The sequence below is a fragment of the Roseomonas gilardii subsp. gilardii genome (assembly GCF_023078375.1).
Taxonomy (GTDB): Bacteria; Pseudomonadota; Alphaproteobacteria; order Acetobacterales; family Acetobacteraceae; genus Roseomonas; species Roseomonas gilardii.
On record NZ_CP095554.1, the window covers coordinates 2,772,502 to 2,796,910 of the forward strand.

23 protein-coding genes are annotated in these 24,409 nt (G+C 72.5%); 12 read left to right on the top strand and 11 right to left on the bottom strand.

The window, feature by feature from the left end; all coding sequences use genetic code 11:
* The first annotated feature begins 6 nt into the window (after nucleotides 1–6).
* The 3 genes from MVG78_RS12590 to MVG78_RS12600 all read left to right on the top strand — a co-directional run bounded on the left by MVG78_RS12590 (nucleotide 7) and on the right by MVG78_RS12600 (nucleotide 3,688).
* A complete protein-coding gene (locus MVG78_RS12590; RefSeq protein ID WP_247551946.1) occupies nucleotides 7–1,428 on the top strand; it encodes a YcjX family GTP-binding protein in 1,422 nt (473 codons plus the stop codon).
* Complete coding sequence (locus tag MVG78_RS12595; RefSeq protein WP_247551948.1) at nucleotides 1,425–2,336, top strand: DUF697 domain-containing protein; 912 nt, start codon at nucleotides 1,425–1,427, stop codon at nucleotides 2,334–2,336. The genes MVG78_RS12590 and MVG78_RS12595 overlap by 4 nt, the downstream gene beginning before the upstream one ends.
* 92 nt (nucleotides 2,337–2,428) lie before the next feature.
* Nucleotides 2,429–3,688 (top strand): PQQ-dependent sugar dehydrogenase, encoded by a 1,260-nt coding sequence (locus MVG78_RS12600; RefSeq protein WP_247551950.1) that lies wholly within the window; start codon nucleotides 2,429–2,431, stop codon nucleotides 3,686–3,688.
* Between the two features lie 28 nt (nucleotides 3,689–3,716).
* On the opposite strand, the gene MVG78_RS12605 is transcribed toward MVG78_RS12600, so the two are convergent.
* Nucleotides 3,717–4,523: a DODA-type extradiol aromatic ring-opening family dioxygenase gene (locus MVG78_RS12605; RefSeq protein WP_247551952.1), complete on the bottom strand. Its 807-nt coding sequence runs from the start codon at nucleotides 4,521–4,523 to the stop codon at nucleotides 3,717–3,719.
* 56 nt (nucleotides 4,524–4,579) lie between these two features.
* On the bottom strand, nucleotides 4,580–5,011 hold the full coding sequence (locus MVG78_RS12610; protein WP_247551954.1) for a DoxX family protein: 432 nt from the start codon (nucleotides 5,009–5,011) through the stop codon (nucleotides 4,580–4,582).
* 108 nt (nucleotides 5,012–5,119) lie between these two features.
* Between MVG78_RS12610 and MVG78_RS12615 the strand changes: the two genes are divergently transcribed.
* The 3 genes from MVG78_RS12615 to dapA all read left to right on the top strand — a co-directional run bounded on the left by MVG78_RS12615 (nucleotide 5,120) and on the right by dapA (nucleotide 7,808).
* Nucleotides 5,120–6,070, top strand: a complete 951-nt coding sequence (locus MVG78_RS12615) for a LysR family transcriptional regulator (RefSeq protein WP_247551956.1) — start codon at nucleotides 5,120–5,122, stop codon at nucleotides 6,068–6,070.
* Between the two features lie 275 nt (nucleotides 6,071–6,345).
* Complete coding sequence (locus MVG78_RS12620) at nucleotides 6,346–6,792, top strand: hypothetical protein (RefSeq protein ID WP_247551958.1); 447 nt, start codon at nucleotides 6,346–6,348, stop codon at nucleotides 6,790–6,792.
* Nucleotides 6,793–6,893: 101 nt separating this feature from the next.
* Complete coding sequence (gene dapA / locus MVG78_RS12625; RefSeq protein ID WP_247551959.1) at nucleotides 6,894–7,808, top strand: 4-hydroxy-tetrahydrodipicolinate synthase; 915 nt, start codon at nucleotides 6,894–6,896, stop codon at nucleotides 7,806–7,808.
* A gap of 52 nt (nucleotides 7,809–7,860) precedes the next feature.
* Here dapA and gltX read toward each other — a convergent pair whose 3' ends face one another.
* Nucleotides 7,861–9,243, bottom strand: a complete 1,383-nt coding sequence (gene gltX, locus MVG78_RS12630) for a glutamate--tRNA ligase (protein WP_247551961.1) — start codon at nucleotides 9,241–9,243, stop codon at nucleotides 7,861–7,863.
* Between the two features lie 151 nt (nucleotides 9,244–9,394).
* On the opposite strand from gltX, the gene MVG78_RS12635 reads away from it, so the two are divergent.
* Nucleotides 9,395–11,668, top strand: a complete 2,274-nt coding sequence (locus MVG78_RS12635) for a ComEC/Rec2 family competence protein (protein ID WP_247551963.1) — start codon at nucleotides 9,395–9,397, stop codon at nucleotides 11,666–11,668.
* Here MVG78_RS12635 and lexA read toward each other — a convergent pair.
* The 7 genes from lexA to MVG78_RS12670 form a co-directional block, all read right to left on the bottom strand.
* On the bottom strand, nucleotides 11,662–12,375 hold the full coding sequence (gene lexA, locus MVG78_RS12640) for a transcriptional repressor LexA (RefSeq protein WP_247551965.1): 714 nt from the start codon (nucleotides 12,373–12,375) through the stop codon (nucleotides 11,662–11,664). The genes MVG78_RS12635 and lexA overlap by 7 nt on opposite strands.
* Nucleotides 12,376–12,513: 138 nt before the next feature.
* Entirely contained in the window at nucleotides 12,514–13,719 is a 1,206-nt protein-coding gene (locus MVG78_RS12645) for a molybdopterin molybdotransferase MoeA (RefSeq protein WP_247551967.1), read from the bottom strand.
* 16 nt (nucleotides 13,720–13,735) lie between these two features.
* Entirely contained in the window at nucleotides 13,736–14,167 is a 432-nt protein-coding gene (moaC, locus tag MVG78_RS12650) for a cyclic pyranopterin monophosphate synthase MoaC (protein WP_247551969.1), read from the bottom strand.
* Between the two features lie 92 nt (nucleotides 14,168–14,259).
* The gene (trpC, locus tag MVG78_RS12655) at nucleotides 14,260–15,111 is read right to left on the bottom strand and encodes an indole-3-glycerol phosphate synthase TrpC (RefSeq protein ID WP_428480653.1); all 852 of its coding nucleotides are present in this window, start codon (nucleotides 15,109–15,111) and stop codon (nucleotides 14,260–14,262) included.
* A 117-nt stretch (nucleotides 15,112–15,228) separates the two neighbouring features.
* Entirely contained in the window at nucleotides 15,229–16,245 is a 1,017-nt protein-coding gene (trpD, locus tag MVG78_RS12660) for an anthranilate phosphoribosyltransferase (RefSeq protein WP_247551971.1), read from the bottom strand.
* Nucleotides 16,246–16,347: 102 nt separating this feature from the next.
* Nucleotides 16,348–16,677: a hypothetical protein gene (locus tag MVG78_RS12665; RefSeq protein WP_247551972.1), complete on the bottom strand. Its 330-nt coding sequence runs from the start codon at nucleotides 16,675–16,677 to the stop codon at nucleotides 16,348–16,350.
* Nucleotides 16,674–18,263, bottom strand: a complete 1,590-nt coding sequence (locus MVG78_RS12670; RefSeq protein WP_247551974.1) for a peptidylprolyl isomerase — start codon at nucleotides 18,261–18,263, stop codon at nucleotides 16,674–16,676. Before MVG78_RS12670 ends, MVG78_RS12665 begins: the two co-directional genes overlap by 4 nt.
* Before the next feature lie 180 nt (nucleotides 18,264–18,443).
* On the opposite strand from MVG78_RS12670, the gene tpiA reads away from it, so the two are divergent.
* From tpiA to kdsA, 4 genes are all read left to right on the top strand, one after another.
* Nucleotides 18,444–19,190 carry a triose-phosphate isomerase gene (gene tpiA, locus MVG78_RS12675; protein WP_247560427.1) on the top strand — a complete coding sequence of 249 codons (747 nt, stop codon included), beginning with the start codon at nucleotides 18,444–18,446 and terminating at the stop codon, nucleotides 19,188–19,190.
* Between the two features lie 88 nt (nucleotides 19,191–19,278).
* Complete coding sequence (gene secG / locus MVG78_RS12680; RefSeq protein ID WP_247551976.1) at nucleotides 19,279–19,656, top strand: preprotein translocase subunit SecG; 378 nt, start codon at nucleotides 19,279–19,281, stop codon at nucleotides 19,654–19,656.
* A gap of 119 nt (nucleotides 19,657–19,775) precedes the next feature.
* Nucleotides 19,776–21,407 carry a CTP synthase gene (pyrG, locus tag MVG78_RS12685; protein ID WP_247551978.1) on the top strand — a complete coding sequence of 544 codons (1,632 nt, stop codon included), beginning with the start codon at nucleotides 19,776–19,778 and terminating at the stop codon, nucleotides 21,405–21,407.
* On the top strand, nucleotides 21,404–22,240 hold the full coding sequence (kdsA, locus tag MVG78_RS12690) for a 3-deoxy-8-phosphooctulonate synthase (RefSeq protein WP_247551980.1): 837 nt from the start codon (nucleotides 21,404–21,406) through the stop codon (nucleotides 22,238–22,240). The genes pyrG and kdsA overlap by 4 nt, the downstream gene beginning before the upstream one ends.
* Nucleotides 22,241–22,244: 4 nt before the next feature.
* Here the strand turns inward: kdsA and MVG78_RS12695 are convergent, their stop codons facing one another.
* Nucleotides 22,245–22,868, bottom strand: coding sequence for a YceI family protein (locus tag MVG78_RS12695; protein WP_247551982.1), 624 nt, complete (start codon nucleotides 22,866–22,868; stop codon nucleotides 22,245–22,247).
* Between the two features lie 224 nt (nucleotides 22,869–23,092).
* On the opposite strand from MVG78_RS12695, the gene eno reads away from it, so the two are divergent.
* Complete coding sequence (gene eno / locus MVG78_RS12700; RefSeq protein WP_247551984.1) at nucleotides 23,093–24,373, top strand: phosphopyruvate hydratase; 1,281 nt, start codon at nucleotides 23,093–23,095, stop codon at nucleotides 24,371–24,373.
* Nucleotides 24,374–24,409: the final 36 nt, after the last annotated feature.

Genomic DNA, 24,409 nt, shown 5'->3' on the forward strand with positions numbered 1-24,409 from the left:
CCATCGGTGAGCCCATCGCCCCTGGATGTGCTGACCGGGACGCCCGCCCGGCTCTGGCGGGACGTCCTGGCCGGGACGGAGGATGCCGCCCGCGCGCTGGCCGGGCGGGACAAGGTGCGCCTCGCCGTCACCGGCCTGTCGCGGGCCGGCAAGACGGTGATGCTGACCTCGCTGGTGGCCAACCTGCTGGCGGCGGGCTCGCGCGCCCGCACCCTGCCGGCGCTGGAGGAGGCAGCCGGCGGCCGTCTCCTCTCCGTCCAGCTCGTCCCCGCGGGCACGGAGAACACGCCACGCTTCGACGCGCTGGCGCATCTGGAATCCCTGGCCGCCGACCCGCCGCAATGGCCGGCACGGACGGAGGATCTCTCGACCCTCTCCCTGGCGCTCACCATCCGGCGCCGGAACTTCTGGGGGCAGCTCCTGCCCGACCGGCAGGTGACGCTGGAACTGCTCGACTATCCCGGCGAGTGGCTGCTGGACCTGCCGATGTTCAACGGCACCCATGCCGGCTGGTCCGACGCCACCCTGGCCCGGCTGGAACGCATCCGGGCCGAGCCGGTGCGCGCCTTCCTGGACTTCGCCCGCGCCCTGCCGCCCGCCGCCACGGCGGAGGAAGCGCTGGTTCGGCGCGGCTGGGTGCTCTACCGCGACGCGCTGCGCCATTGCCGGGACGAGCTGGGCCTGCGCTTCCTCCAGCCCGGGCGGGTGCTGAACCCCGGCCCGCGCGGGGAAACGCCGCTGCTCTGGTTCTTCCCGCTGCCGGAGACGGCACGGGGCGGGGAGATGGCGGCACTGCTCGCCCGCCGCCACGACGCCTATCTCCAGGACCAGCGGGCGCATTTCTTCGAGCCGGTCTTCCGCCGCTTCGACCGCCAGGCGGTGCTGGTGGACGTGCTGGGCGCGCTGCATGCCGGGCGCGACTCCTTCGACGACACGGCCGAATCCCTGGCCGCCATCGCCGAGAGCCTGCGCTATGGCGGCTCCTGGCTCGACTGGATCACCGGGGCCGGCGTGTCCCATGTCGCCTTCGCCGCGACCAAGGCGGACCATGTGCCGGAAGCTTCGCGGGAGAACCTCGCGGCGCTGCTGGGCGACCTCGTCTCGGCACCCCGCGCCCGCGTCCTGGCCGCCGGGGCGGAGGTCTCGGTACAGGCCATCGCCGCGCTCCGCTGCACGGAGGACACGCTGGCCGAGCGCGACGGCCAGGCCGTGCCCGCCGTGCGCGGGGTGCTGCTGGAAACCGGGCGCTGGGCGCGGGTCGATCCCGGGCAGGTACCGGCGAAACGGCCGGACGAGGCCTATTGGAGCGCGCCCTATTTCGCCATGCCGGTCTTCCGCCCACCACGGCTGGAGCCCGGCGGCCATTCAGGCGTTCCGCATCTGGGGCTGGACCGCCTCCTGGCCAGCCTGATCGGAGACCTGCTGTGAGCGACCCGAGGACCCCGCCCGCCGGCCCGCGCGTGATCCTGGAGGAGGAGGCACCCTCCCGCCCGGACGAGCGCCTGGACCTGCGCTGGGAACAGGCGGTGGTGCCGGTGGCGGAGCCGCGCATCGGCGGCTGGTCCAGCCTCAGCCTCGCCGCGACCGGGGTGTCCTCGCTGATCCTCGGCCTCTCCATGCTGGACGCGGCGAATTTCGTCGCCTCGCAGTTCGAGCGCGGCCCGGTCCTGGGCGGGCTTACCCTGCTAGTCGCGGTCTTCGGCTTCGGCCTGATCTTCTGGGCCGGACTGCGGGAGGTCCGCGCCCTGGCCGCGCTGGATGCGGTGGACCGGACGCGGGAGGCTCTGGCCACCGGCGATCTCGCCCGCGCCAGGGCGGACGTCATCCGCTGGGCCGCCCGCGTGCCCGCCGCCCGCGACATCCTGCCGGCCCTGCGCGAGGCGCCCGACATCCCCACCCTGCGCGCCCTGCTGGAGGCCGGGCCGCTGCGCGCCCTCGATGCCCAGGCCATCGCCCTGGGCCGCACGGCGGCGGTGCAGGCCTTCGCCGCCACCGCCATCAGCCCGTCCCCGGCCTGGGACGCGCTGGTCTTCGGCTGGCGCGCGGTGCGGCTGGTGCGGCAGGTCGCGGCGCTGCACGGGCTGCGCCCCGGCATCGCGGGCACGGTGGCGCTGCTGCGCCGCTCGGCCTTCTCCGCCGCCACCGTCGCGGCCACCAATGTCCTGGCCGATGCGGCGACCCGCGCGGTGGTGTCCAACCCGCTGGTGGAGAAGCTGGCCGGCGAGGCGGCGACCGGGGCCGTCGCGGCGCGGCGCATGCTCTCCCTGGCCCGCGCCGCGGCGGCGGCCTGCCGCATCGTGCCCGCGCCCGGCTCGCCCCCGGACGGTCCCCGCTAAGGCATCCGCCGCCGAAGCGTTCCGCTCCGTCAGGCGTTCTCCCGGCAATGCCACCGCCGCCGGGACGCGGCCGCGACAGGAGCCAATCACCCATGACGCTTCGACGCCATTTCCTCCTCGGCCTGGCCGGAGGGGCCGCCGCCGGCGGCCTCACGGCCCGTGCCCTGGCCCAGCAGGGTCCGGGCCAGCTCCCGGGCATGGGGCCGCAGCCGGACCTGCCCGCACCGAACACGGCGCACCGCGTGGTCAACCGCTCCCATGGCGGCGGCTGGCCCGCCGGGCGGACGCCACGGGCGCCCCAGGGCTTCACGGTGACGGCCTATGGCACGGGGCTCGACAACCCGCGCATGATCCTCCCCCTGCCGGGCGGCGAGGTGCTGGTGTCCGAGGCCCCGCGCGCCAACCGGATCACCCTGCTGCGCGGCCAGGGGCGCGACGGTGCCGCGGCGGAACGCCTGGTGCTGCTGGACGGGCTGAACCGCCCCTTCGGCATGGCACTGCTGGGCGACACGCTCTTCGTCGCCAACACCGACGGGCTGCTGCGCTTTCCCTGGAATGGCGGGCGGGGAAAGATCACGGCACGCGGCGAGAAGGTCCTCGGCCTGCCGGCCGGCGGCTACAACAACCACTGGACGCGCAACCTGCTGCCGGCGCGGGACGGACGCAGCCTCTTCGTCAGCGTGGGCTCCGCCAGCAATGTCGGCGAGCACGGGCTGGACACCGAGCATCGCCGCGCCTGCGTCCTGCAAGTGAACCTGGACGGCTCGGACGAGCGCATCTTCGCCAGCGGGCTGCGCAACCCGGTCGGCATGGCCTGGGAACCCGGCTCGGGCGAGCTCTGGACCGTGGTGAACGAGCGCGACAACATCGGCGACGACCTCGTGCCCGACTACCTGACCCATGTGCGGCAGGGCGGCTTCTATGGCTGGCCCTTCAGCTATTTCGGCCAGCACCCCGACCCGCGCCTGCGGGATCAGATGGGGAGTCGGGAGCGGGAGCTGGTGGCCCGCGCCATCGTGCCCGACTACGCGCTCGGGCCGCACACGGCCTCGCTCGGCCTGGATTTCTCGACCGGGAGCGCCTTCCCGGCCGCCTGGCGCGGCGGCGCCTTCATCGGCCAGCGTGGCTCCTGGAACCGCACGGCCTTCGCCGGCTACCGCGTCATCTACGTGCCCTTCGCCAACGGACGCCCGAGCGGCCCGGCGCGGGATTTCCTCACCGGCTTCATGGCCGATCCGGAAACGGGGCAGGTGCATGGCCGCCCGGTCGGCGTCGCCATGGATGCGGCGGGCGCCCTGCTGGTGGCCGATGACAGCGGCAACACGGTCTGGCGCGTCACCGCCACGGGCTGACGCGTGGGCGGGGCGCACCGCGCCCGCCTCACCCGAAGCGGAAGCCGGACAGCGCCTTGCCCATCACCCGGTCGCTGTAGTCCCGCTGGCCGGCATCCTCCCCGGCGGCACCGGCGGCGAAAAGCAGCGGGATCAGGTGCTCCTCACGCGGGTGGCAGGCGCGCGCGCCGGGGGCCTGTTCCCAGTCCAGCAACAGCCGGTCGCGCTGCGCGGGCGCCGCGGTCACGGCCTGGGCGAGCCAGTCGTCGAAACCCACCGACACCTCGTCATTCACCCCATCCGGCCGCATGAAGTGGCGCAGGTTGTGATAGGTCATGCCGGTCGCCACGATCAGCACGCCCTCCTCCCGCAGCGGCGCCAGCGCCCGGCCCAGGGCGAGATGCGCCGCCGGGTCCAGATCCTCGCGCACGGAAAGCTCCACCACCGGGATCTCCGCCTCCGGAAAGGCCAGGAGGAAGGGGATGAAGACGCCGTGGTCGAAGCCGCGCGCGTCATCCCCGGCGGATTCGATCCCGGCCTGTCCCAGCAGCGCCCGCACCCGCGCCGCCAGTTCCGGCGAGCCGGGGGCCGGGTAGCGCAATTCGTAGGTATGCGGCGGAAAGCCGTAATAATCGAAGATCAGCGGCGGCCGCGTGCCCGTGGTGACGGTGGGCACCGCCGTCTCCCAGTGGCCGGACACGGCCAGGATGGCCTTCGGCCGCGCGGGCAGGCGCTCCGGGATGCCACGCAGGTGCTCCGCCATCCGGTCCCAGGTCTTCGGCCAGTCCATGAAGAAGCAGGGACCGCCGCCATGCGGGATGAAGATCACGGGCTGGCGGGGGGCTCGGGTGGTCATGATCCGTGTCTCCATATCGCGGGGGGGCGGGCCACCGGGAAAGGTGGCCCGCGCTTTCAGGCATGCGCCGGCCGGCGCGATGCGGCGGGCAGGGGGGTCGGCCTCAGCGCCAGGGCGCCGTCGCCCAGCAGGGCCTGGGCGAAGAGCGCCACGGCCCAGAAGGCGGGGAATTCCCAGCCGCCGCCGGCATTGTTGAAGAAGAACCCGTTGGCCCCATGCACGGTGACGATGGCGCCGAGCAGGACGGGGATCAGCACCAGCGCGGCCAGCCGCGCCCAGAGGCCGAGGATCAGCGCCAGGGCGCCAACGACCTCGACCGTCATGGTCGCATAGGCGAGGGCCGGCGGCAGGCCGAGCTTGCCGAAGAAGGCGGCGGTGCCGGCGGGGGTGAAGACGAAGATCTTCAGCCCGGCATGCGCCAGGAACAGGATGCCGAGTGAGAGCCGGAGCAGCAGGGCGGCCCAGGGGGCGGTGCGGGAATCGGTCATTGGGGGAGGGGTCTCCGTGGGGATCGTTGCCAGCCGGAATGCACCCTCGCCAGCCCCGGGATAATCCCGCTATTCCGGAACTCACTTCACACCAGGAGAGTGAGATCCATGCTGGACCGCGTGACGGGCATGGAGGTCTTCGCCCGGGTGGCCGGGCTGGGCAGCTTCTCCGCCGCCGCCCGCGCCCTCGGACTGTCCCAGACCATGGTGACCAAGCATGTCGCGGCCTTGGAGGAACGCCTGGGCGTGCGCCTCCTCCACCGCACGACCCGCCGGCTCTCCCTCACCGAGGCCGGGCGGAGCTTCCTCGATTCCTGCCTGCGCCTGCTGCCGGAGATCGAGGAGGCCGAGCGCGCCGTCTCCGCCGACCGGCTGGAGCCGCGCGGTCTGCTGCGGATCAACGCGCCGGTCTCCTTCGGCACGCGGCATGTGGCGCCGCTGCTGGCGGAATTCTGCCGCCGCCATCCGCGCGTGACCGTGGAACTCGGCCTGAACGACCGGCTGGTGGATCTGGTGGAGGAGGGATGGGACCTCGCCATCCGCATCCGCCGCCTGGGCGACAGCAGCCTGGTGGCGCGGCGCCTGGCGCCCGTCCGCATGGCGGTCTGCGGCGCACCCTCCTACCTCGCCGCGCATGGCACCCCGCACCGGGTGGAGGATCTGCGGCGGCATGCCTGCCTCGGCTACACCCTGTCGGAGGCGGTGGGCGCGGATCGCTGGGTGTTCGGGGCGCGTGGGGAGGTCTCCGTGCCGGTCGGCGGCAGCCTCCGCGCCAACAATGGCGACGCGCTGCGGGAGGCGGCGATCGCCGGGCAGGGACTGATCTACCAGCCCGTCTTCCTGCTGGACGAGGCGCTGCGCGACGGCAGGCTGGCCGAGATCACCCTGGACCATCCCACCATGGGCTGGCTCGGCATCCATGCGGTGCAGCCACCGCTCGCCGGAGCAGGGGCGGGGCGCCAGGCCCCGGCCAAGACCCGGGCGATGGTGGCCTTCCTCGCCACAGCCTGGGCAACGGAGCCGCCCTGGGAGAAGGACCTGCCGCCAGCGCGGCGCTGAAGCCGCCGGGGGGCACCGGTTCATCCGGATGGCCCCAGAGCCAAGGACGGTCCTGGCCGTTGTTTTTTATGAATTCTTTATGCGGAAGGCCAGCGCGGCAAATATCGCCTTTACAGGGCCGGACCTATTCTTCCCGCATGCCAGACATCCGCACGGCGGCGTCCGCGCCCCAGCCTTCCCAGGCTCCCATGCGCCCGGAGATCCCGGCCTCGGTCCCGCTCCCACCAGTCCCACTCCCCCTGGCCCTGCTGAGCCGGCCCGCGCGGCTGAGGCGGATGCTGACCCCGGAGGCGGCGCCGGCCGGGGATCTCCTCGATGCGGTGGAAACGCAGCCGCATGACCGCGTGCTGATCATCGGCGGCGGCAGCGCGGACCTGCTCTGCGCCGCGGTGCGCCGGGGCTGCCGCGCGGCGGTGTGCCTCACCGAACCCCCGGCCCATCCTGTCGCGGCCGAGGTCGTGGTGGCCCCCGGCCTGCGCAGCGAGGAGGAGGCCCTGTCGGTGGCCCGGTCCGCGCGCCGCGCCCTGGCCGACGCGACCTCCGGCGGCCGTCTGGCCCTGCGCCTGCTCGGCGAACGAGCGAGGGGCGTGGCCCTCTCGCTGGTCCGGCGCCTGCGTGGCCAGGGGTTCCGGGCGGTGCATGTCGCCTCCGGGCCGGATGGCGCGGTGGTCGTCACCTGCCGGCTGCATGCGCCGCTGCCCGAACGGTTGCCGGTGCGCTGAGGGAGGCGGCAATAATGGGCCAAGCCCCCTCGCATCGCCTTCCCCACCTGGAAGGCTGGATTCCCGCCCTGGCCACGCCCTTTCGCCCAGGCGACGGGGAGTTGGACGAAGCAGCCCTGGCCCGGCTGGCCGAACGCTGCGTCACGCGCGGGGCCTCCGCCGTGGTGGTCTGCGGCAGCACCGGCGAGGCGGCCGCGATGACCGCCGCCGAGCAGGCCCGGGCACTGCGCACCGTGTCCGAGGCGGTCGGCCGCCGGGCCGGGGTGATCGCCGGCATCGGCGGCGGCTGTACCCAGGCGGCGGTGGAGCTCGCCGCCATCGCTGCCCGGGGCGGTGCGACGGGCCTGCTCTGCGCCGCCCCGCCCTATATCCGGCCGAGCCAGGAGGGCATCCGTGCCCATGTCCGGGCCGTGGCGAGCGCCGGCGGGCTGCCCCTCATCCTCTACGACGTGCCGTCGCGGACAGGCGTCGCCATCGCCGATGAGACGGTGGCTTTCCTGCGCGAAAGCGGGCTGGTCCAGGCCCTCAAGGACGCCACGGCGGATATCGCCCGCCCGGCCCGCCTGCGCCGCCTCTGCGGCGCGGATTTCCCGCAATTCTCGGGCGATGACGCCACGGCCGTGCCGCATCTGCTGGCGGGCGGGGCGGGGTGCATCTCGGTCACCGCCAACCTGCTGCCCGCCCTCTGCACGGCCCAGCACCGGGCCTGGGCGGCACAGGATGCCGGGCGTCTCGCCATGCTGCACCAGGCCCTTTCGCCGATGCACGAGGCGCTGTTCACCGAAAGCAATCCGGTGCCCCTGAAAGCCGGGCTGAAGACGCTGGGCCTCTGCGACGACCGCCCGCGCCTGCCCCTGATCCGCGCCCGCGCGGACACCCGGGCAACCCTGGAGCGGCTCCTCGACCTGCTTCTGCCGCAGGAGGAGGTGATGGCGTCCCGGCCCGGGGAGATGCCGTTCCCGGCGCCCTGGCCTGCCCATCCGGACAGGGACGGGAGACCCGGGCCGTTCCACTGAAGCCGATCCCGGACAGGTGGAACCACCTGTCCGGGAAAGGGCACGGTCCGGTTCAGGCCGAGCGGATGCGGCGCAGGCTTTCCTCGCGGCCCAGGGCCAGCAGCACCGCGTCGATCGGCGGCGACTGGGTGCGCCCGGTCAGCGCCGCGCGCAGCGGCTGCGCCAGGGCGCCGAGCTTCACCCCCTGCGCCTCGGCCTGCTCGCGCAGCAGCGTTTCCAGCGCCGGACCGTCCCAGGCCACCGTCTCCAGCGCCCCGGCCAGGGTGGCCAGCCGCGCCCGCGCTTCCTCGGTGAGCTGCCCGGCCGCCTTGGCATCGGGCTCCGGCCGCTCCAGCACGAAGGCGGCGCCGTCCGCCATCTCCTCCAGCGTGCGGGCGCGGGGCTGCAGGCTGGGAACCAGGGCACGGACCCGTGCCGCGCCGGCATCGTCGATCGGCAGTCCGCGCCGGGCGAGGCGCGCCATCACCTCCCGCGCCAGCCGGTCGGGATCGGCATCCCGGATATAGACGCCGTTGAGATGCGCCAGCTTGGTGTAGTCCATGCGGCTGGCCGAACGCCCGACATCCTTGAGCTCGAAGAGCGCGATGGCGCGGTCGCGGGGCACGATCTCCTCGTCCCCATGCCCCCAGCCGAGGCGCAGCAGGTAGTTGCACACCGCCTCCGGCAGCAGCCCCTGGTCGCGGAACTCCAGCGCGCCCACCGCGCCATGGCGCTTGGACAGCTTCGCCCCGTCGGCGCCATGGATCAGCGGGATATGCGCGAAGTCCGGCCGCGGCCAGCCCATCGCGTCATAGATCATGATCTGGCGGAAGGTGTTCGTCAGATGGTCGTCGCCGCGGATCACATGGGTGATGCCCATGTCGTGGTCATCCACCACCACCGCGTGCTGATAGGTCGGCGTGCCGTCCGAGCGCAGGATGATCATGTCGTCCAGCTCGGCATGGCTCACCCGCACCTCGCCCTGCACGAGGTCGCGGATCACCGTCTCCCCGTCACGCGGCGCCTTGATGCGGATGGCGCCGGGCACGCCCGGCGGCGCCTCGGACGGGTCGCGGTCGCGCCAGCGGCCGTCGTAGCGGGGCGGGCGGCCCTCCTTCATCGCCTGCTCGCGCATCGCGGCCAGTTCCTCGGCCGTGTCGAAGGCGAGATAGGCCTTGCCCTCGGCCAGGAGCTGCCGCGCCACCTCGGCATGCCGCGCCTCGCGGGCCGACTGCATCACCGGCGGCTCGTCGGGCGAGAGGCCGAGCCATTCCAGGCTTTCCAGGATCTGCCGCACCGCTTCCGGGGTGGAGCGTGCCTTGTCGGTATCCTCGATGCGCAGCAGGTACTGCCCGCCATTGTGCCTGGCGAAGAGGTAGTTGAACAAGGCGGTGCGGGCGCCCCCGATATGGAGGTAGCCCGTGGGGGAGGGCGCGAAGCGCGTGCGGACGGTCATTCCGGCTGATTAGCACCGTGTCCGGACGGGTTTGAAGACGGGGCGCCGCCGTCGCTGGGATGCGGCGCGGGCGTGACGGCCCGGGCCGGGCCGGAGACGGTTCCCTCACGGAGAGTTGCGCTCCGATCCGGAATGAAACAACCTTGGGTTGTTGTCTGTCACCTTCCTCCTCGCGCCGGACCGTCAGGCCCGGCCCGGCCTCTCCACGCGCCTGCGCGACGGGTTCCACGCCCTGTTGCAGGCCGAGTGGAGTCGCGTGCCGCCCTGGTTCGCGGTCGCCCTCGGCGGCGGGATCCTCCTGTACTTCGCCCTGGCGTGGGAGCCCTCGGAGGCCTGGCTCTGGCTGCCCGTGCCGCTTCTGCTCCCGGCGCTCTGGCTATGGCGCCGGGCGCCGCTGCCCGCCCTGTTGCTGGGCCTGGCCGGCACCGTCGCCCTGGGCTTCTCCATCGCCCTCTGGGCCCGGGTCAGCCTGCCCCCTATGCCGGACCTGCCGCGCCGGGCGGTGATCCTGACGGGGGCCGTGGATTCGGTCGAACGCCTGCCGGGCGGAAGGCGTGTCGTGCTGACGGGGGTGACCCCCGGTGAGGGGCAGCCGGCGCTGGAGCGCAGCCTGCGCCTCCGGCTGAAGAAGGGCGACGAGACGCCGGTCTCGCCGGGCGACCGGCTGCGGGTGCGCGCCCTGCTGCGGCCACCGCCGCCACCCTCGGCCCCCGGCGCCTGGGACTATCAGCGATCCGCCTTCTTCGAGGGCAGCGCCGGCAGTGCCTCGGCCCTCGCGCCCGTGGAACGGCTGGAGGCCGCGCCGTCCTCTCCGGGAGGAACCGGCTTCGCCCGGCTGCGGAGCCTGCTGGAACAGCGCGTCCTGGCTGTCCTCGGCAGCGGCGCCACGGGCACGGTGTCGAGCGCCATGCTCACCGGCAGCCAGACGCCCATTCCCGACGACGCCGTGGCGGCGATGCGCGACAGCGGCCTCGCGCATCTGCTGTCCGTGTCCGGCCTGCATGTGGCCATCGTGATCGGCCTGGGCATGAGCGTGGTGCGGCTGCTGGTGGCGCTGGTGCCTCCCTTGGCGCTGCGGGTGGACAGCAAGTCCGTGGCCGCCGCCGCCGGGCTGCTGCTCGGCACGGGCTATACGGTCCTCACTGGATCGCAGGTGCCGATGCTGCGCTCCCTGGCCATGGCTGCCCTGGCCACGGTGGCGGTGCTGCTGGGGCGCCGGGTGGTGTCGTTGCGTGCCCTGGCCCTGGCCGCCGCGCTGGTGCTGGCCTGGCAGCCGGCGGCGCTGCTCGGCCCTTCCTTCCAGATGAGCTTCGCCGCCGTCCTGGCCCTGATCGCGGGGTGGGAGGCGATGCGCGGGCCGCTGGACCGCCTGCGGGGCCAGGGCGAGGCCTGGCGGCGGGGGCTGGTGGCGGTGCTCGGCCTGACCCTCACCTCGCTCCTCGCCGGGCTGGCGACCACGCCCTACGGCCTGCACCATTTCGGGCGGCTCCAGCTCTATGGCGTGGTGGCGAATGCGGTGGCGGTGCCGGTGACGTCGCTGCTGGTGATGCCAGCGGGGATGCTGGCGGTGCTGCTGATGCCCTTCCGCCTGGAATGGCTGGCGCTGGTGCCAATGGGCTGGGGCACGGATATCGTGCTCGTCACGGCCCGCCGCGTCGCCTCCTGGCCCGGTGCCACCGCCATCGCGCCGCCGATTCCCGCCTGGGGCCTGCTGGTGGCGAGTTTCGGGATGATCTGGCTCTGCCTCTGGCGCACGCGCTGGCGCTGGGCCGGGGTGCCGCTGATCCTGTTCGGCCTGTTCTCCGCCCCGCTGGAACCGAGGCCCGACCTGCTGGTCTCGGCCGATGCGCGGCTGATCGCCTTCCGTGGCCCGGAAGGCGTCTTCCTCGAACGGGCCTCGGGCGGCAACGGCTTCACGCGCGACAGTTGGCTGCGCGACTGGGGGGAGGCAGGCTTCGCGCCGTTGCCGGCGGAGGGGGAGAGGGTGGAGGCCGGGCTGAGCTGCGCCGCGGACCACTGCCTGTTGCGGCCCCGTGCCGGGGGGCCGCCACTCGTCCTGCTGCGCAAGGTGAAGACCCGCCGGGGCGTGGCAGCGCCGCCGGTCCGGATGGAGCCCTGGTGCGACAGCGCGGCGGTGCTGGTTTCGGCCGAACCGGTCCGTGGCCGCTGCCGTGCGGGCCACGCCGCGCCGCTGGTGGTGGACCGTTTCAGCGTCTGGCGCGACGGCGCCCAGGCGGTGTTCCTGGCCCCGGAAGGGGCGCCAAAGGGAGCTTGGGTGGTCTCGGACCGGATGCTGCGGGGCGAACGCCCCTGGGTGCCGCCCGTCCCGAGGCCGAGGCCGCGCGAGGCCCCGGCGCGGGAGGATGAGGGCGGGATGGAGAGCGCCCCCCAGCCGGAGGAAGCCCTCCCCGCGGAGGATCAGTAGCGGCGCAGCAGCCCGACCAGCGTGCCCTGGACCTTCACCCGGTCGGGGCCGAAGATCCGGGTCTCGTAATGCGCGTTGGCGGGCTCCAGGGCGATGGAATTGCCCTTGCGGCGCAGGCGCTTCAGCGTGACCTCGGCATCGTCCACCAGCGCCACGACGATGGTGCCGTTCTCGGCCGTCTCGCCCCGGCGGATGATCACCGTGTCATTGTCGAGGATACCGGCCTCCACCATCGAATCCCCGGAGACTTCCAACGCGTAGTGCTCGCCGCCCGCGAGGAGCGAGGCCGGCACCTCCACGCTGCTGCCGGTGTCGCGCAGCGCCTCGATCGGCTGGCCGGCGGCGATGCGGCCATAGAGCGGCAGTTGCACGGTGCTGTGCTCGGCCGGGGAGGGCACGCCCACCAGGTTCGGCGCGAAATTGCCGCGGATGACGTTGGAGCCGGCCACGGGCCCGGAACCCGCCCGGGTTGGGGCCTTCCCCGGCGCGAGGCTGTCCGGCAGCCGTACCACCTCCAGTGCCCGCGCCCGGTGCGCGCGCCGCTTCAGGAAGCCGCGTTCCTCCAGCGCCGTGATCAGGCGGTGGATGCCTGACTTCGAGCGCAGGTTGAGGGCCTCCTTCATTTCCTCGAAGGAGGGCGAGAAGCCGGTCTGGCGCAGGTGCCGGTCGATGAAGACGAGAAGCTCGTGCTGCTTCCGCGTTAGCATGGCGCATCTCCCAACCGGGCGGCGAACAAAGAGGAAACGTTATCTGCTTGTTCTAGATAAGTTCCTGGCTTGTCGTCAAGTTTATCCCCGGATTCCACAGGTGTTCCGCCATCACGGAAGAGCCAGGGAGGGGCCGGATCAGACCCCAAGCGCCGCGAGATCGATGATTTCCACCGTTCCGCCCGCCGCCAGGGCCGGGGCATGCGGCGCCCGCAGCACCAGCGCATCGGCGCGGGCCAGGGTCTTGAGCATCGAGCTGTCCTGCGCCGCGAAGGGGGTGGCGACGGGCAAATCCGGCCCCGGGGCTTCCAGGCTCGCCCGCAGATAGTCCTCCCGCCGGTCGTTCTCCGGCAGGTCGCGCCCCAGCCGGGCCAGCCGGGTCGGGGCGGGGCCGGCGGGCAGGCCGGCGAGGCGCGCGATGGCCGGGCGCAGGAACAGCACGCCGCAGACCAGGGCGGAGACCGGGTTGCCCGGCAGGCCGAGCAGCGGCACGCCGCGCAACTGCCCCCAGATCAGCGGCTTGCCGGGGCGCATGGCGATCCGCCAGAAATCCAGCGCGAAACCCTGCGGCCCCAACGCCGACTGCACGAGGTCGTGCTCCCCGACGCTGGCCCCGCCCGTGGTGGCCAGCAGGTCGCAGCTTTCCGCCGCCGTGGCCGCCATGGCGATGGCCGCGGAATCATCCCCGACGACAGGCAGGATCACGGGATCGCCCCCGGCGCCACGCACCAAGGCGGCCAGGGCATGGGCATTGGAGGAAACGATGCCGCCCGGCGGCAGCGGGTCGCCGGGCAGGGCGATCTCGTCACCTGTGGCCAGGATGCCGATCCGGGGCCGGCGATGCACGGTCAGCCACGCATGGTTGGCAGCGGCGGCGAGGCCGATATCCCGGGCCGTGAGCCGTCGCCCGGGGGAAAGCAGCTCCTCCCCGGCGGCGAAGTCCAGCCCGCGCCGCCGGATCCAGCGCCCGGCCCGCACGGTCTCCCGCACGGTGACACGGTCGCCTTCGGCCGTGGCGTCCTCCTGCAACAGGATGCCGTCCGCGCCTTCCGGCACGAAGCCGCCGGTGAAGATCCGCACCGCCTCGCCCGGCCCGACCGTGCCGGCGAAGGGATGCCCCGCGGGTGCGGCGCCCGTCACCGCCAGGCTCGCGCCCTCCACCGCCTCGGCGGCCCGCACGGCATAGCCGTCCATGGCCGAGACATCGGCGGGGGGCTGGGTGAGGCGCGCCGCCACGGGCGCGGCCAGCACGCGGTTCCAGGCTTCCGGCAGGCTGACCGTCTCCGCCGGGACGGGGGCCAGCGCATCCAGGATTCGCCGCAGCGCCTCGGAAACCGGGATCATCCTCGCTCGAACCCTTTCAGTCGGCCTCGAAAGTGCCGGACTTGCCGCCCGACTTGTGCACCACGCGCACCGCCTCGATCCGCATCCCCCGGTCCACCGCCTTGCACATGTCATAGACGGTCAGGGCCGCCACGGTGGCGGCGGTCAGCGCCTCCATCTCCACCCCGGTGCGTCCGGCGGTGGCGACGGTAGCGGCGATCTCCACCGAATCCGGCTCCACCGGTTCCAGGTCGAGCTTCACCGAGGTGAGGGGCAGGGGGTGGCAGAGAGGGATCAGGTCGGCGGTGCGCTTGGCGGCCATGATGCCGGCGAGCCGCGCCACGCCCAGGACATCGCCCTTGCCGGCACGTCCCTCGCGGATCAGCGCCAGGGTCTCCGGCCGCATCACGACGCGGCCGCGCGCGGTGGCACGGCGCTCGGTCACGGCCTTGGCCGAGATATCGACCATCGCGGCCTTCCCGGCCGCGTCGAAATGGGTGAGGGGACCCTGACTGTTCCCCTTGGGGCTGCTCCCCGGGGAACCTTCCGGCTCGTCGGCGCTCAACCCGCCTCGATCAGCGTCCTGGCCGCCGCTCCCACATCCGGCTGGCGCAGCAGATGCTCCCCGACCAGCAGGCAGCGTGCCCCGGCGGCGGCCATGCGGCGCACATCCTCGGGCGTGCGGATGCCGCTCTCGCCCACCGGGATGCGGTCGGCGGGGATCAGCGGGGCGAGGCGTTCCGTCACCGCGATATCCGTCCGCAGCGTGCGCAGGTCGCGGTTGTTCACCCCGATCAGCCGCGTCTCCAGCCCCAGGGCACGCTCCAGCTCGCGCTCGTCATGGACCTCGGCCAGCACGGACATGTCCAGGCTGCGCGCGGTGTCCTCCAGCGCATGCGCCTGCTCGTCGGTGATGGCGGCCATGATCAGCAGGATGCAGTCGGCCCCCGCGGCCCGTGCCTCGAAGACCTGATAGGGGTCGAGCATGAAATCCTTGCGCAGCACCGGCAGTTCGCAGGCGCCGCGGGCCTCGGCGAGATATTCGAGGGAGCCGCCGAAATGCGGCGCGTCGGTCAGCACGGACAGGCAGGCGGCGCCGGCCTCGCAATAGGCCCGGGCCAGGCCGGTCGGCGAGAAGTCCTGCCGGATCAGCCCGCCGGAGGGGGAGGACCGCTTGATCTCGGCGATCAGCCCGGTGCGGCCCTCGCCCAGGAACTTGCACAGCGCCCCGGTGAAGGAGCGCGGTGCCGGGGCGGCGGAGGCGCGCCGTTCCATCTCGGAGCGGGAGACCTCGTGCATCCGCGCCTGCACCTCCACGGCCTTCTCGGCCATGATCCGGGCGAGGATGTCGGGCATGTCCCGGTTGGCGGCACTGCGGGTGTCGGGGGCCGCGAGTGTTGAGGCTTGGTCCATGGAACGGTTTCCTGCGGCGTGTGACGCCGCCTCATCAAGTTCCGGCCGCTGCCCGGGTTGCATGAATGGGTCTGCACGAACCGGGTTGCCCGGGGGTGGTGGCGGTGGCGGGGGTGGTCAGGATGCGGTGGCGGTGCGGAGGCGCTCCAGCACGCCGCGCGCGGCGCCCTGGTCGATGGAGGCGGCGGCCATCCGGGCCGCCTCGCGCAGATCGTCGCTCCGGCCCGCCACCACAAGGGCCGCGGCCGCGTTCAGCACGACGCAGTCGCGATAGGGGCTGGCGACGCCATCCAGCAGCGCCAGCAGCGCGGCCGCGTTCCGCTCCGGATCGCCGCCGCGCAGGGTTTCCACCGGGGAAACCGGCAGGCCCACATCCTCCGGCGAGACGGTGAATTCCCGCAGGTGCCCATCGCGCAGCTCCACCACCTGGCTGGGCCCGCTGACGGTCAGCTCGTCCAGCCCCTGGCCATGCACCAGCCAGGCATGCTCGCTGCCCAGGCGCCCCAGGGCCTCGGCCATCGGGCGCAGCCATTGCGGGGCGAAGGCGCCGGTCATCTGCCGCTTCACCCCGCCGGGATCTGCCAGGGGGCCGAGCAGGTTGAAGATGGTGCGCGTGCCGAGCTCCACGCGCGGCCCGGCGGCGTGGCGCAGGGCCGCGTGGTGGCGCTGCGCCATCAGGAAGACCATCCCGGCCTCGCGGATCACCGCCGGGATGCGCTCGAAGGGGATGTCGAGATTGACCCCCAGGGCCGAGAAGGCATCCGCCGTGCCGGAGCGCGAGGACTGCGCCTTGTTGCCATGCTTGGCCACCGGCACGCCGCAGCCCGCGACCACCATGGCGGCGGCGGTGGAGATGTTCAGCGTCCCCGCGCCGTCACCGCCCGTGCCGACGATGTCCACCGCGCCGGGGGGCACCTCGGCGGGAACCATGCGGGTTCGCATGGCGCGGACCGCGCCGGTCATCTCGGCCACCGTCTCGCCGCGCAGCCGCATGGCCATCACCAGCCCCGCGATCTGCGCCGGCGTGGCCTCGCCGTTCATGATGATGCCGAAGGCCCGCTCCGCCTCGGCCTCGTCCAGCGTCTCGCCCTGGGCGAGGCGCGCTAGCACCGGCTTGAGGGAGGTGTCGCTCATGGCCGGCCCCTGTTCGGGCCGGGACGGGAAAGAGTGGCGTTCGGGATCATGGCCGGGCAGTGTTCCGCCTCCCGGCCCCGTGATCAAGCGGGTGGCGCGGCGTCACGGCATTCCCCCGGCGACCTGCGGCAGCAGCGCCTCGTTGACCTGCACCGGGGTGCGGTCGCGCAGGGCGCTCAGGTACTCGGTCTCCAGCTCGTCGCCCATGCTGGCCTCGATCCGGCCACGGAAGGCGCGCAGGGCGGCGGCGTCGTTCACATCGCCCGGCGTGACCTCCAGCACCTGCGCCACGGCGAAGCCCTGGGCGGTGCGGGCCATGGTGGCGTCGTTGAGCTTCGTGCCGAAGATCTGGTTCAGCAGCTCGGGCGGCACGCGGGGGCCGGCCTCGTTGCGCCCGTCGCGGCCGAAGGGATCGCTGCGCAGGGCGATCACCCCTGCCTCCTTCGCCGCCTCCTCCAGGCTGCGGCCGTCCTTGACCGCGGCGAGCAGGGCGGCCGCCTTCTCCTCCTGGGCATGGGCGCGGGCGTCCTCGATCCAGGCGGTGCGGACGGCGTCCCGCACCTGCTCGAAGGGCCGGGGGGCGGGGGCTGGACCGAATCCAGCTCGACGCCCACGAAACCGGCCCCGGCCTTGGATTCCTCCATCCGCGCGGGCTGCCGGGGCTGCGCGGCGAAGATGGCGGCCAGGGTCTCGTCCCGGGCATAGTCCGGCACCGGGAGCGTGGCGGCCTGCCCGTCCGGGGCATGGCCGGTGGCATCGACCGTCACCGTGCCGGCCTCCATGCCGAACTGCTTCGCCGCCTCCGCCAGCTTCGCGCCGCCGGCCAGCGCGTCCTCGGCGCCGTTGATGCGCTCGAAGGCCAGGTCCGCCGCCTTGCTCTGGGCCAGCTCGTTGCGCAGCTCGTCCCGCACCTGATCCAGGCTGCGCACCGCCGGTGGCTCGACCTTGACCACCTTCAGCACATGCCAGCCGAAGGAGGACTTCACCGGCGCTGACACCACGCCCTCCGGCGTGGCGAAACCCGCCTGGGCCAGTTCCGGCACCGGGATCTCGGCCTGGGAGAGCGTGCCCAGCTCCACCGGCTGCCCGCCCTCCGCCTTCGCCCTGTCGCTGATCGCGGCGAAATCGGCGCCGCCCTTCCATGCCTCGGCCAGGGCCCGGGCCTCCTCCTCCGCCCTGGGGCCGCTGGGGAAGAGGACCTGCTCCAGCGTCCGGCGCTCCGGCGTGTGGAAGCGGTCGCCGGCGGCAGCATAGGCCTGGGCGATCTCCTCATCCGTGACCTGGACGTCCTTCATCACGATCTCGGCGGCCAGCCGGGCCACGGTCGCGGTGCGGAATTCCGGCGTGGAGAACTGCTGCGGGTTGTTTTCCCAGAAGCGGCGGAGCTGCTCCTCGGTCGGGGCCGGGGGCTCCGGGGCGTCGGACAGCGGCAGGATCGCCAGCTCCACCACGCGGCGCTCGCCCGCCTGCGCCAGCAGGGGCTTCACCAGCGCATCCGGGGCATGGATGCCGGCGCGGAGCGAGGTGACGATCTGCTGCCGCTCCAGCTCCCGCCTCACCAGGGCGAGGAAGCCGTTCTCGTCCAGCCCGTTGCCGCGCAGGAACTGGTTGAAGATGGCGCGGCTGAACTGCCCGCCGGCCTGGAAGGCCGGAATGGTGAAGACATAGTCCCGCACCGCCTCGTCGGAGGCGGCGATGCCCATACGGTCGGATTCCGCCGAGGCGATGCGCTGGTTGACCAGGGCCGCCACCGCCTGCTGGGCCGCGGTCTGCCGCACGGCGTCGTTGATGGCGAAGTCCGGGCCGAGCTGCCGCTGCAACTGCGCCAGTTGCCGCCGCGCCGCCGCCTGGGCCTCGGCCAGCTCGATCGGCTGCCCGTCCACCCGCGCCACGGCGCTGTCGCGGCCGAAATTGCGCACGACATCCTCGATCCCCCAGATGCCGAAGGAGAGGATCAGCAGCAGGAACAGGCCCTTGGCGAACCATGTCCCGGCGAGGCGGCGGAAGGCGGTGAGCATCTCGGTCCGGCAAGTCCCTGGGGCGGCCCGGGGGCGCCCGAAAGAAGAAGGGTCCGGCACGGTACGCCGGGTCGGGGGCACGCCTTAGCGGAGGCGGGCGGAGTTGCCAAACCTCCACCGCCCGGGATACCGCCGGGGAGAGCGAATGAAACACTCGGAGAGGTTTCGATGACCCCTGGCATCCGCCCGCTGATCGCCGGCAACTGGAAGATGAACGGCACCGCCAGGGAGGCCGCCAGCCTCGCCGATGCGGTGCGCCAAGGGGCGGGGGCGGTGACCGGCGCGGCGGACCTGCTGGTCTGTCCGCCCTTCGTCCATATCCACGCGGCGGCCGCCGCCATCGCCTTCCAGCCCGTCGCGGTCGGGGCGCAGGACTGCTCGCCAAAGGAGAAGGGAGCCCATACCGGCGACATTTCCGCCCCGATGCTGGCGGATGCGGGCTGCGCCTATGTCATCCTTGGCCATTCCGAGCGCCGCGCCGACCATGGGGAGACGGATGCGCTGGTGAAGGCCAAGGCGGAGGCCGCCATCGCCGCCGGGCTGATCCCCATCGTCTGCGTGGGCGAGAGCGAGGCCCAGCGCGATGCCGGGGAGGCCGAATCCGTGGTGGCCGGGCAGATCGCCGGCTCCCTGCCGGATGGCTTCACGGCGGCGAAGGGCGTGGTGGCCTATGAGCCCGTCTGGGCCATCGGCACCGGCAAGACGCCCACCGAGGCGGACATCGCCGCCATGCATGCCCGGATGCGGCAGGAGCTGGTGGCCCGCTTCGGCGAGGCGGGGCAGGGCACCCGGCTGCTCTATGGCGGCTCGGTGAAGCCTTCCAACGCCAGGGCGATCCTGGCCCTGCCGCATGTGGATGGCGCGCTGGTGGGCGGCGCCTCCCTGGTGGCGGCCGACTTCCTGGCCATCGCCGCCGCCGCTGGCTGACCCAGGCCGGATTCGGGCGCAAAACCCCGGCCGGGCCGCTCGGCCGGGGTAGCAACGGTCACGCGGGACGGGTAGAAGCCGGGGCACCATGACCACCGTCCTGCTCGTCCTGCACTTCTTCGTCGCCCTCGCGCTGATCGGCGTGGTGCTGCTCCAGCGCAGCGAGGGTGGCGGCCTCGGCATCGGCTCCTCCCAGGGGATGGGCGCCTTCATGACCGGGCGCGGCACCGCCAACCTGCTGACCCGCTCCACCGCGGTCCTGGCCACGCTCTTCATGGTGCTGGCCATGGCGCTGGCGCTGATGAACCGTGGCGCCAGCCAGAGCGGCGGCAGCTCGATCCTGAACAACCCGCCCCCGGCCGCCGGCGCGCCCGCCGCACCCCCCGTGGCCCCGGCGCCGGGCGCGCCCCCGGCCCTCCCGGCCCTGCCGGCGAATCCGTCCGGCCCCACCGTGCCGAACAACTGAGCGGCCCCTGCATCGATCCCCGCGCGGTTCAACACCCGCGCGGGTTTGATCCACGCATGGCCCTCCCGCGTGCCATGCGTGTAGCCGGCCGCCCCCGAAAAGGGTTATGACGGCCTCCCATGACGCGGTTCATCTTCATCACCGGCGGCGTGGTCTCCTCCCTCGGCAAGGGCATCGCCGCCGCCTCCCTCGCGGCGCTGTTGCAGGCGCGCGGATACAAGGTCCGCCTGCGCAAGCTCGACCCCTACCTCAACGTGGATCCGGGGACGATGAGCCCCTATCAGCACGGCGAGGTCTTCGTGACCGATGACGGGGCGGAAACCGACCTCGACCTCGGCCATTACGAGCGCTTCACCGGCGTCCACGCGAACCAGGCGGATGCCTGGACCTCCGGGCGCATCTATTCGGAGGTGCTCGCCAAGGAGCGCCGCGGCGACTACCTGGGCGGCACCGTCCAGGTCATTCCGCACATCACCGACCACATCAAGGCCGGCGTCCTGGCCGAGACCGAGGACTACGACTTCGTGCTGGTCGAGGTCGGCGGCACGGTCGGCGACATCGAGAGCCTGCCCTTCCTGGAAGCCTTGCGGCAGCTCGGCAACGAGCTCGGCCACCGGCAGAGCCTCTTCATCCATCTGACGCTGGTGCCCTACATCTCCTCGGCCGGCGAGCTGAAGACCAAGCCGACCCAGCACAGCGTGAAGGAACTGCTGGGCCTGGGCATCCAGCCGCAGATCCTGCTCTGCCGCTGCGACCGCCAGATCCCGGACAACGAGCGCCGCAAGATCGCGCTGTTCTGCAATGTGCGCCCCGAGAGCGTGATCCCCGCCCTGGATGCCAGCAGCATCTACGAGGTGCCGCTGAGCTATCACGAGGAAGGGCTGGACCGCGAGGTCCTGCGCCATTTCGACATGTCCGCCTATGGCGAGCCGGACCTGAGCCGCTGGCAGCGGATCGTGCGCGGCCTCAACCACCCCGAGGGCGAGGTGAAGCTCGCGGTGGTGGGCAAGTACACCAACCTGCTCGACGCCTATAAGTCGCTGCACGAGGCGCTGATCCACGGCGGCATCGCGCACAACGTCAAGGTGAAGCTGGACTGGGTGGATGCCCAGGTCTTCGAGACCGGTGGCGCGGTGGAGCGGCTGGAGGGCGTGCACGGCATCCTGGTGCCCGGCGGCTTCGGCGAGCGTGGCGCGGAGGGCAAGATCGAGGCCGTCCGCTTCGCCCGCGAGCACAAGATCCCCTTCCTCGGCATCTGCTTCGGCATGCAGATGGCGGTGATCGAGGCGGCGCGGAACGAGGCCGGGCTGAAGGAGGCCTCCTCCACCGAATTCGGCCCCTGCGCCGAGCCGGTGGTCGGCCTGCTGACCGAATGGCGGCGCGGCAATGTCACCGAGCGCCGGGACGAGGCCAGCGACCTGGGCGGCACCATGCGCCTGGGCTCCTACCCCTCCATCCTGGCCGAGGGCTCGCTGGTGCGGCAGGTCTATGGCGGCGCCGCCGAGATCACGGAGCGCCACCGCCACCGCTTCGAGGTGAACGTGAACTACCGCGACCGGCTGGAGGAGCACGGGCTCCGCTTCTCCGGCATGTCGCCGGACGGCGTGCTGCCGGAGATCGTGGAGCGCCCGGACCATCCCTGGTTCATCGGCGTGCAGTTCCATCCGGAGCTGAAGAGCAAGCCCTTCGCCCCGCACCCGCTCTTCGCGGGCTTCGTGGGCGCGGCGGTGAAGCAGGCGCGGCTCGTATGATCACCGTCCGCATCGGCGCCCCGGGCAGCCGGGTGGCGGAGATCGCCAACAACCGGCCTCTCGCCTTCATCTCCGGCCCCTGCCAGATCGAATCCCGCGCCCATGCGCTGGAAACCGCCCATGCCCTGCGGGAGATGGCGGAGAAGGCCGGGGTCGGGATGATCTACAAGTCGTCCTACGACAAGGCGAACCGGACCAGCGCCCATGCCGCCCGCGGCATCGGCATGGCGGAGGGGCTCGCCATCCTGGCCGAGGTGCGGGAGGCCACCGGCCTGCCCGTGCTGACCGACGTGCACGACGCCGCGCAATGCGCCCCGGCGGCGGAGGCGGTGGACTGCCTGCAGATCCCGGCCTTCCTCTGCCGCCAGACCGACCTGCTGCTGGCGGCTGGGCGGACGGGCAAGCCGGTGAACGTGAAGAAGGGCCAGTTCCTGGCGCCCTGGGACATGCGCAACGTGGCGGCCAAGCTGGCCTCCACCGGCAACGACCAGGTGATGCTCTGCGAGCGCGGCGCCTCCTTCGGCTACAACACCCTGGTCTCCGACATGCGCGCCCTGCCGATCATGGCGGAAACGGGCTTCCCCGTGGTCTTCGACGCCACCCATTCGGTGCAGCAGCCGGGCGGGCAGGGGACCTCCTCGGGCGGGCAGCGGGAATTCGCCCCGGTCCTGGCCCGGGCGGCGGTGGCCGTGGGCGTGGCGGCGGTCTTCATCGAGTGCCACGAGGACCCGGACCACGCGCCCAGCGACGGGCCGAACATGATCCCGGTCCGCGAGATGCCCGCGCTGATCGAGCGCCTGATGGCGTTCGACCGTCTGGCCAAGCCGGGCTGACCTCCTACTCCTGGAGCTGGAATTCCCCTTCCAGCTCCAGCGACACCTCGTCCCCCACGGCGGGCAGATAGCCGGTCATGCCGAATTCCGAGCGCCGGATCGCCGCCTTGCCGTCGAAGCCGAGCGTGTAGCGCCCGCTCACCGGATGCACCCCGGCGGCGTTGAAGGTGACGCGCAGCGTCACCGGCCTCGTCACGCCCCGCAGGGTCAGCCGCCCATGCACCCGGGCGCCGCGGTCCCCCGTCCGCTCCACCTTCTCCGCCACGAAGCGCGCTTGCGGGAAGCGGGCGAGGTCGAAGAAATCCGGCGTCCGCAGGTGCCGATCGAGATCCGCGTCATGGGTCCGCAGCCCATCGACCGGCACCGTCACCTCCAGCGAGGTGCCGGCGATGTTCGCCGGGTCGAGCACGAGCAGCGCCTCGATCCCGGTGATCTGTCCGCGATAGATCGACAGGCCGAAATGGTTCACCGCCCAGGTGATGCGGCCATGCGCGGAATCGAGGCGATAACGCCCCGCGCGGATCGCCATCGGGTCGCGGTTCATGGCGGGGGCGCCCTGCGGCAGGGCAGGGAGGGCAGGGAGCAGAAGGAGCGGCAGCAGGAAGCCGCCCAGGGCGCGTCGCCTCATAGCCTCCGAATCCCCCGTCAACCGTGCCGGCCTCCGCAGCCGCGCATTGGGAAGGGCGGCCGCCATCCGGTCAATCCATGGGGGCGGGCAGCCGCGGTCCATGGCCGGTATCCCGGCGGGGATGCTCCCCCACTCTTGCCCCCTACTCTTGCCCCCTACTCTTGCCCTGGGCGGACGGGCACCCTATGCGCCATAACCGGGACACCAACAGAGGGATACCTGCCGTGGCCGCCATCGCCGATATCATCGCGCGCGAGGTCCTCGACTCGCGCGGCAATCCCACGGTCGAAGTCGATGTGGTGCTGGATTCCGGCGCCGCCGGCCGCGCCGCCGTCCCCTCGGGCGCCTCGACCGGCGCCCATGAGGCCGTGGAACTCCGGGACGGCGACAAGTCCCGCTACGGCGGCAAGGGCGTGGCCAAGGCCATCGCCAATGTCGAGGGCGAGATCTTCGATGCCATCTCGGGCATGGAATCGACCGAGCAGGTCAAGATCGACGAGACCATGATCGAGCTCGACGGCACCCCCAACAAGAGCCGCCTGGGCGCCAACGCGATCCTGGCCGTGTCGCTCGCCGTGGCCAAGGCTTCGGCGGCGGATCTGGGCGTGCCGCTCTACCGCTATGTCGGCGGCGTCTTCGCCCGCACCCTGCCGGTGCCGATGATGAACATCATCAACGGCGGCCAGCACGCGGACAACCCGATCGACATCCAGGAATTCATGATCATGCCGGTTTCCGCCGGCACCGAGGCCGATGCCGTCCGCATGGGCTCCGAGGTCTTCCAGGCGCTGAAGAAGAAGCTGCACGACGCCGGCCACAACACCAATGTGGGCGACGAGGGCGGCTTCGCGCCGAACCTGAAGTCGGCCGAGGAAGCGCTGGGCTTCATCGCCCAGGCCTGCGAGGCGGCCGGCCACCGCGTCGGGGAGGACATCGTCTTCGCGCTCGACTGCGCCTCGACCGAGTTCTTCAGGAACGGCGTCTATGACATGGAAGGCGAGGGCAAGAAGCTCGACGCCGCCGGCATGGTCGATTACCTGGCCGGGCTGTGCGGCAAGTTCCCGATCGTCTCGATCGAGGATGGCTGCGCCGAGGACGACTGGGAGGGCTGGAAGCTTCTCACCGAGAAGCTGGGCGCCCAGTGCAACCTGGTGGGCGACGACCTCTTCGTCACCAATCCGGAGCGCCTGCGCCAGGGCATCGAGCAGGGCATCGGCAACGCGATCCTGGTGAAGGTGAACCAGATCGGTTCGCTGACCGAGACGCTGGAGGCCGTCGAGATGGCCCATCGCGCCGGCTACAAGGCGGTGATGTCGCACCGTTCCGGCGAGACCGAGGACGCCACCATCGCCGACCTCGCCGTGGCGACCAATTGCGGGCAGATCAAGACCGGCTCGCTGTCCCGCTCGGACCGGCTGGCCAAATACAACCAGCTGATCCGCATCGAAGGCGGCCTCGGCACCTCCGCCCGCTATGCGGGCCGCTCCGTGCTGCCGCGCGGCTGAGCACGAAGCGGGGCGCTCCTCCGGGAGCGCCCCGCA

What these genes read in the sequence shown, in the direction of transcription:
- MVG78_RS12600 (WP_247551950.1), top strand. Translation starts at nt 2,429, where the DNA reads ATGACGCTTCGACGCCATTTCCTCCTCGGCCTGGCCGGAGGGGCCGCC.
- MVG78_RS12605 (WP_247551952.1), bottom strand. Translation starts at nt 4,523, where the DNA reads ATGACCACCCGAGCCCCCCGCCAGCCCGTGATCTTCATCCCGCATGGC.
- MVG78_RS12610 (WP_247551954.1), bottom strand. Translation starts at nt 5,011, where the DNA reads ATGACCGATTCCCGCACCGCCCCCTGGGCCGCCCTGCTGCTCCGGCTC.
- MVG78_RS12615 (WP_247551956.1), top strand. Translation starts at nt 5,120, where the DNA reads ATGCTGGACCGCGTGACGGGCATGGAGGTCTTCGCCCGGGTGGCCGGG.
- MVG78_RS12620 (WP_247551958.1), top strand. Translation starts at nt 6,346, where the DNA reads ATGCTGACCCCGGAGGCGGCGCCGGCCGGGGATCTCCTCGATGCGGTG.
- gltX (WP_247551961.1), bottom strand. Translation starts at nt 9,243, where the DNA reads ATGACCGTCCGCACGCGCTTCGCGCCCTCCCCCACGGGCTACCTCCAT.
- lexA (WP_247551965.1), bottom strand. Translation starts at nt 12,375, where the DNA reads ATGCTAACGCGGAAGCAGCACGAGCTTCTCGTCTTCATCGACCGGCAC.
- MVG78_RS12645 (WP_247551967.1), bottom strand. Translation starts at nt 13,719, where the DNA reads ATGATCCCGGTTTCCGAGGCGCTGCGGCGAATCCTGGATGCGCTGGCC.
- moaC (WP_247551969.1), bottom strand. Translation starts at nt 14,167, where the DNA reads ATGGTCGATATCTCGGCCAAGGCCGTGACCGAGCGCCGTGCCACCGCG.
- trpC (WP_428480653.1), bottom strand. Translation starts at nt 15,111, where the DNA reads ATGGACCAAGCCTCAACACTCGCGGCCCCCGACACCCGCAGTGCCGCC.
- trpD (WP_247551971.1), bottom strand. Translation starts at nt 16,245, where the DNA reads ATGAGCGACACCTCCCTCAAGCCGGTGCTAGCGCGCCTCGCCCAGGGC.
- MVG78_RS12670 (WP_247551974.1), bottom strand. Translation starts at nt 18,263, where the DNA reads ATGCTCACCGCCTTCCGCCGCCTCGCCGGGACATGGTTCGCCAAGGGC.
- secG (WP_247551976.1), top strand. Translation starts at nt 19,279, where the DNA reads ATGACCACCGTCCTGCTCGTCCTGCACTTCTTCGTCGCCCTCGCGCTG.
- pyrG (WP_247551978.1), top strand. Translation starts at nt 19,776, where the DNA reads ATGACGCGGTTCATCTTCATCACCGGCGGCGTGGTCTCCTCCCTCGGC.
- kdsA (WP_247551980.1), top strand. Translation starts at nt 21,404, where the DNA reads ATGATCACCGTCCGCATCGGCGCCCCGGGCAGCCGGGTGGCGGAGATC.
- MVG78_RS12695 (WP_247551982.1), bottom strand. Translation starts at nt 22,868, where the DNA reads ATGAGGCGACGCGCCCTGGGCGGCTTCCTGCTGCCGCTCCTTCTGCTC.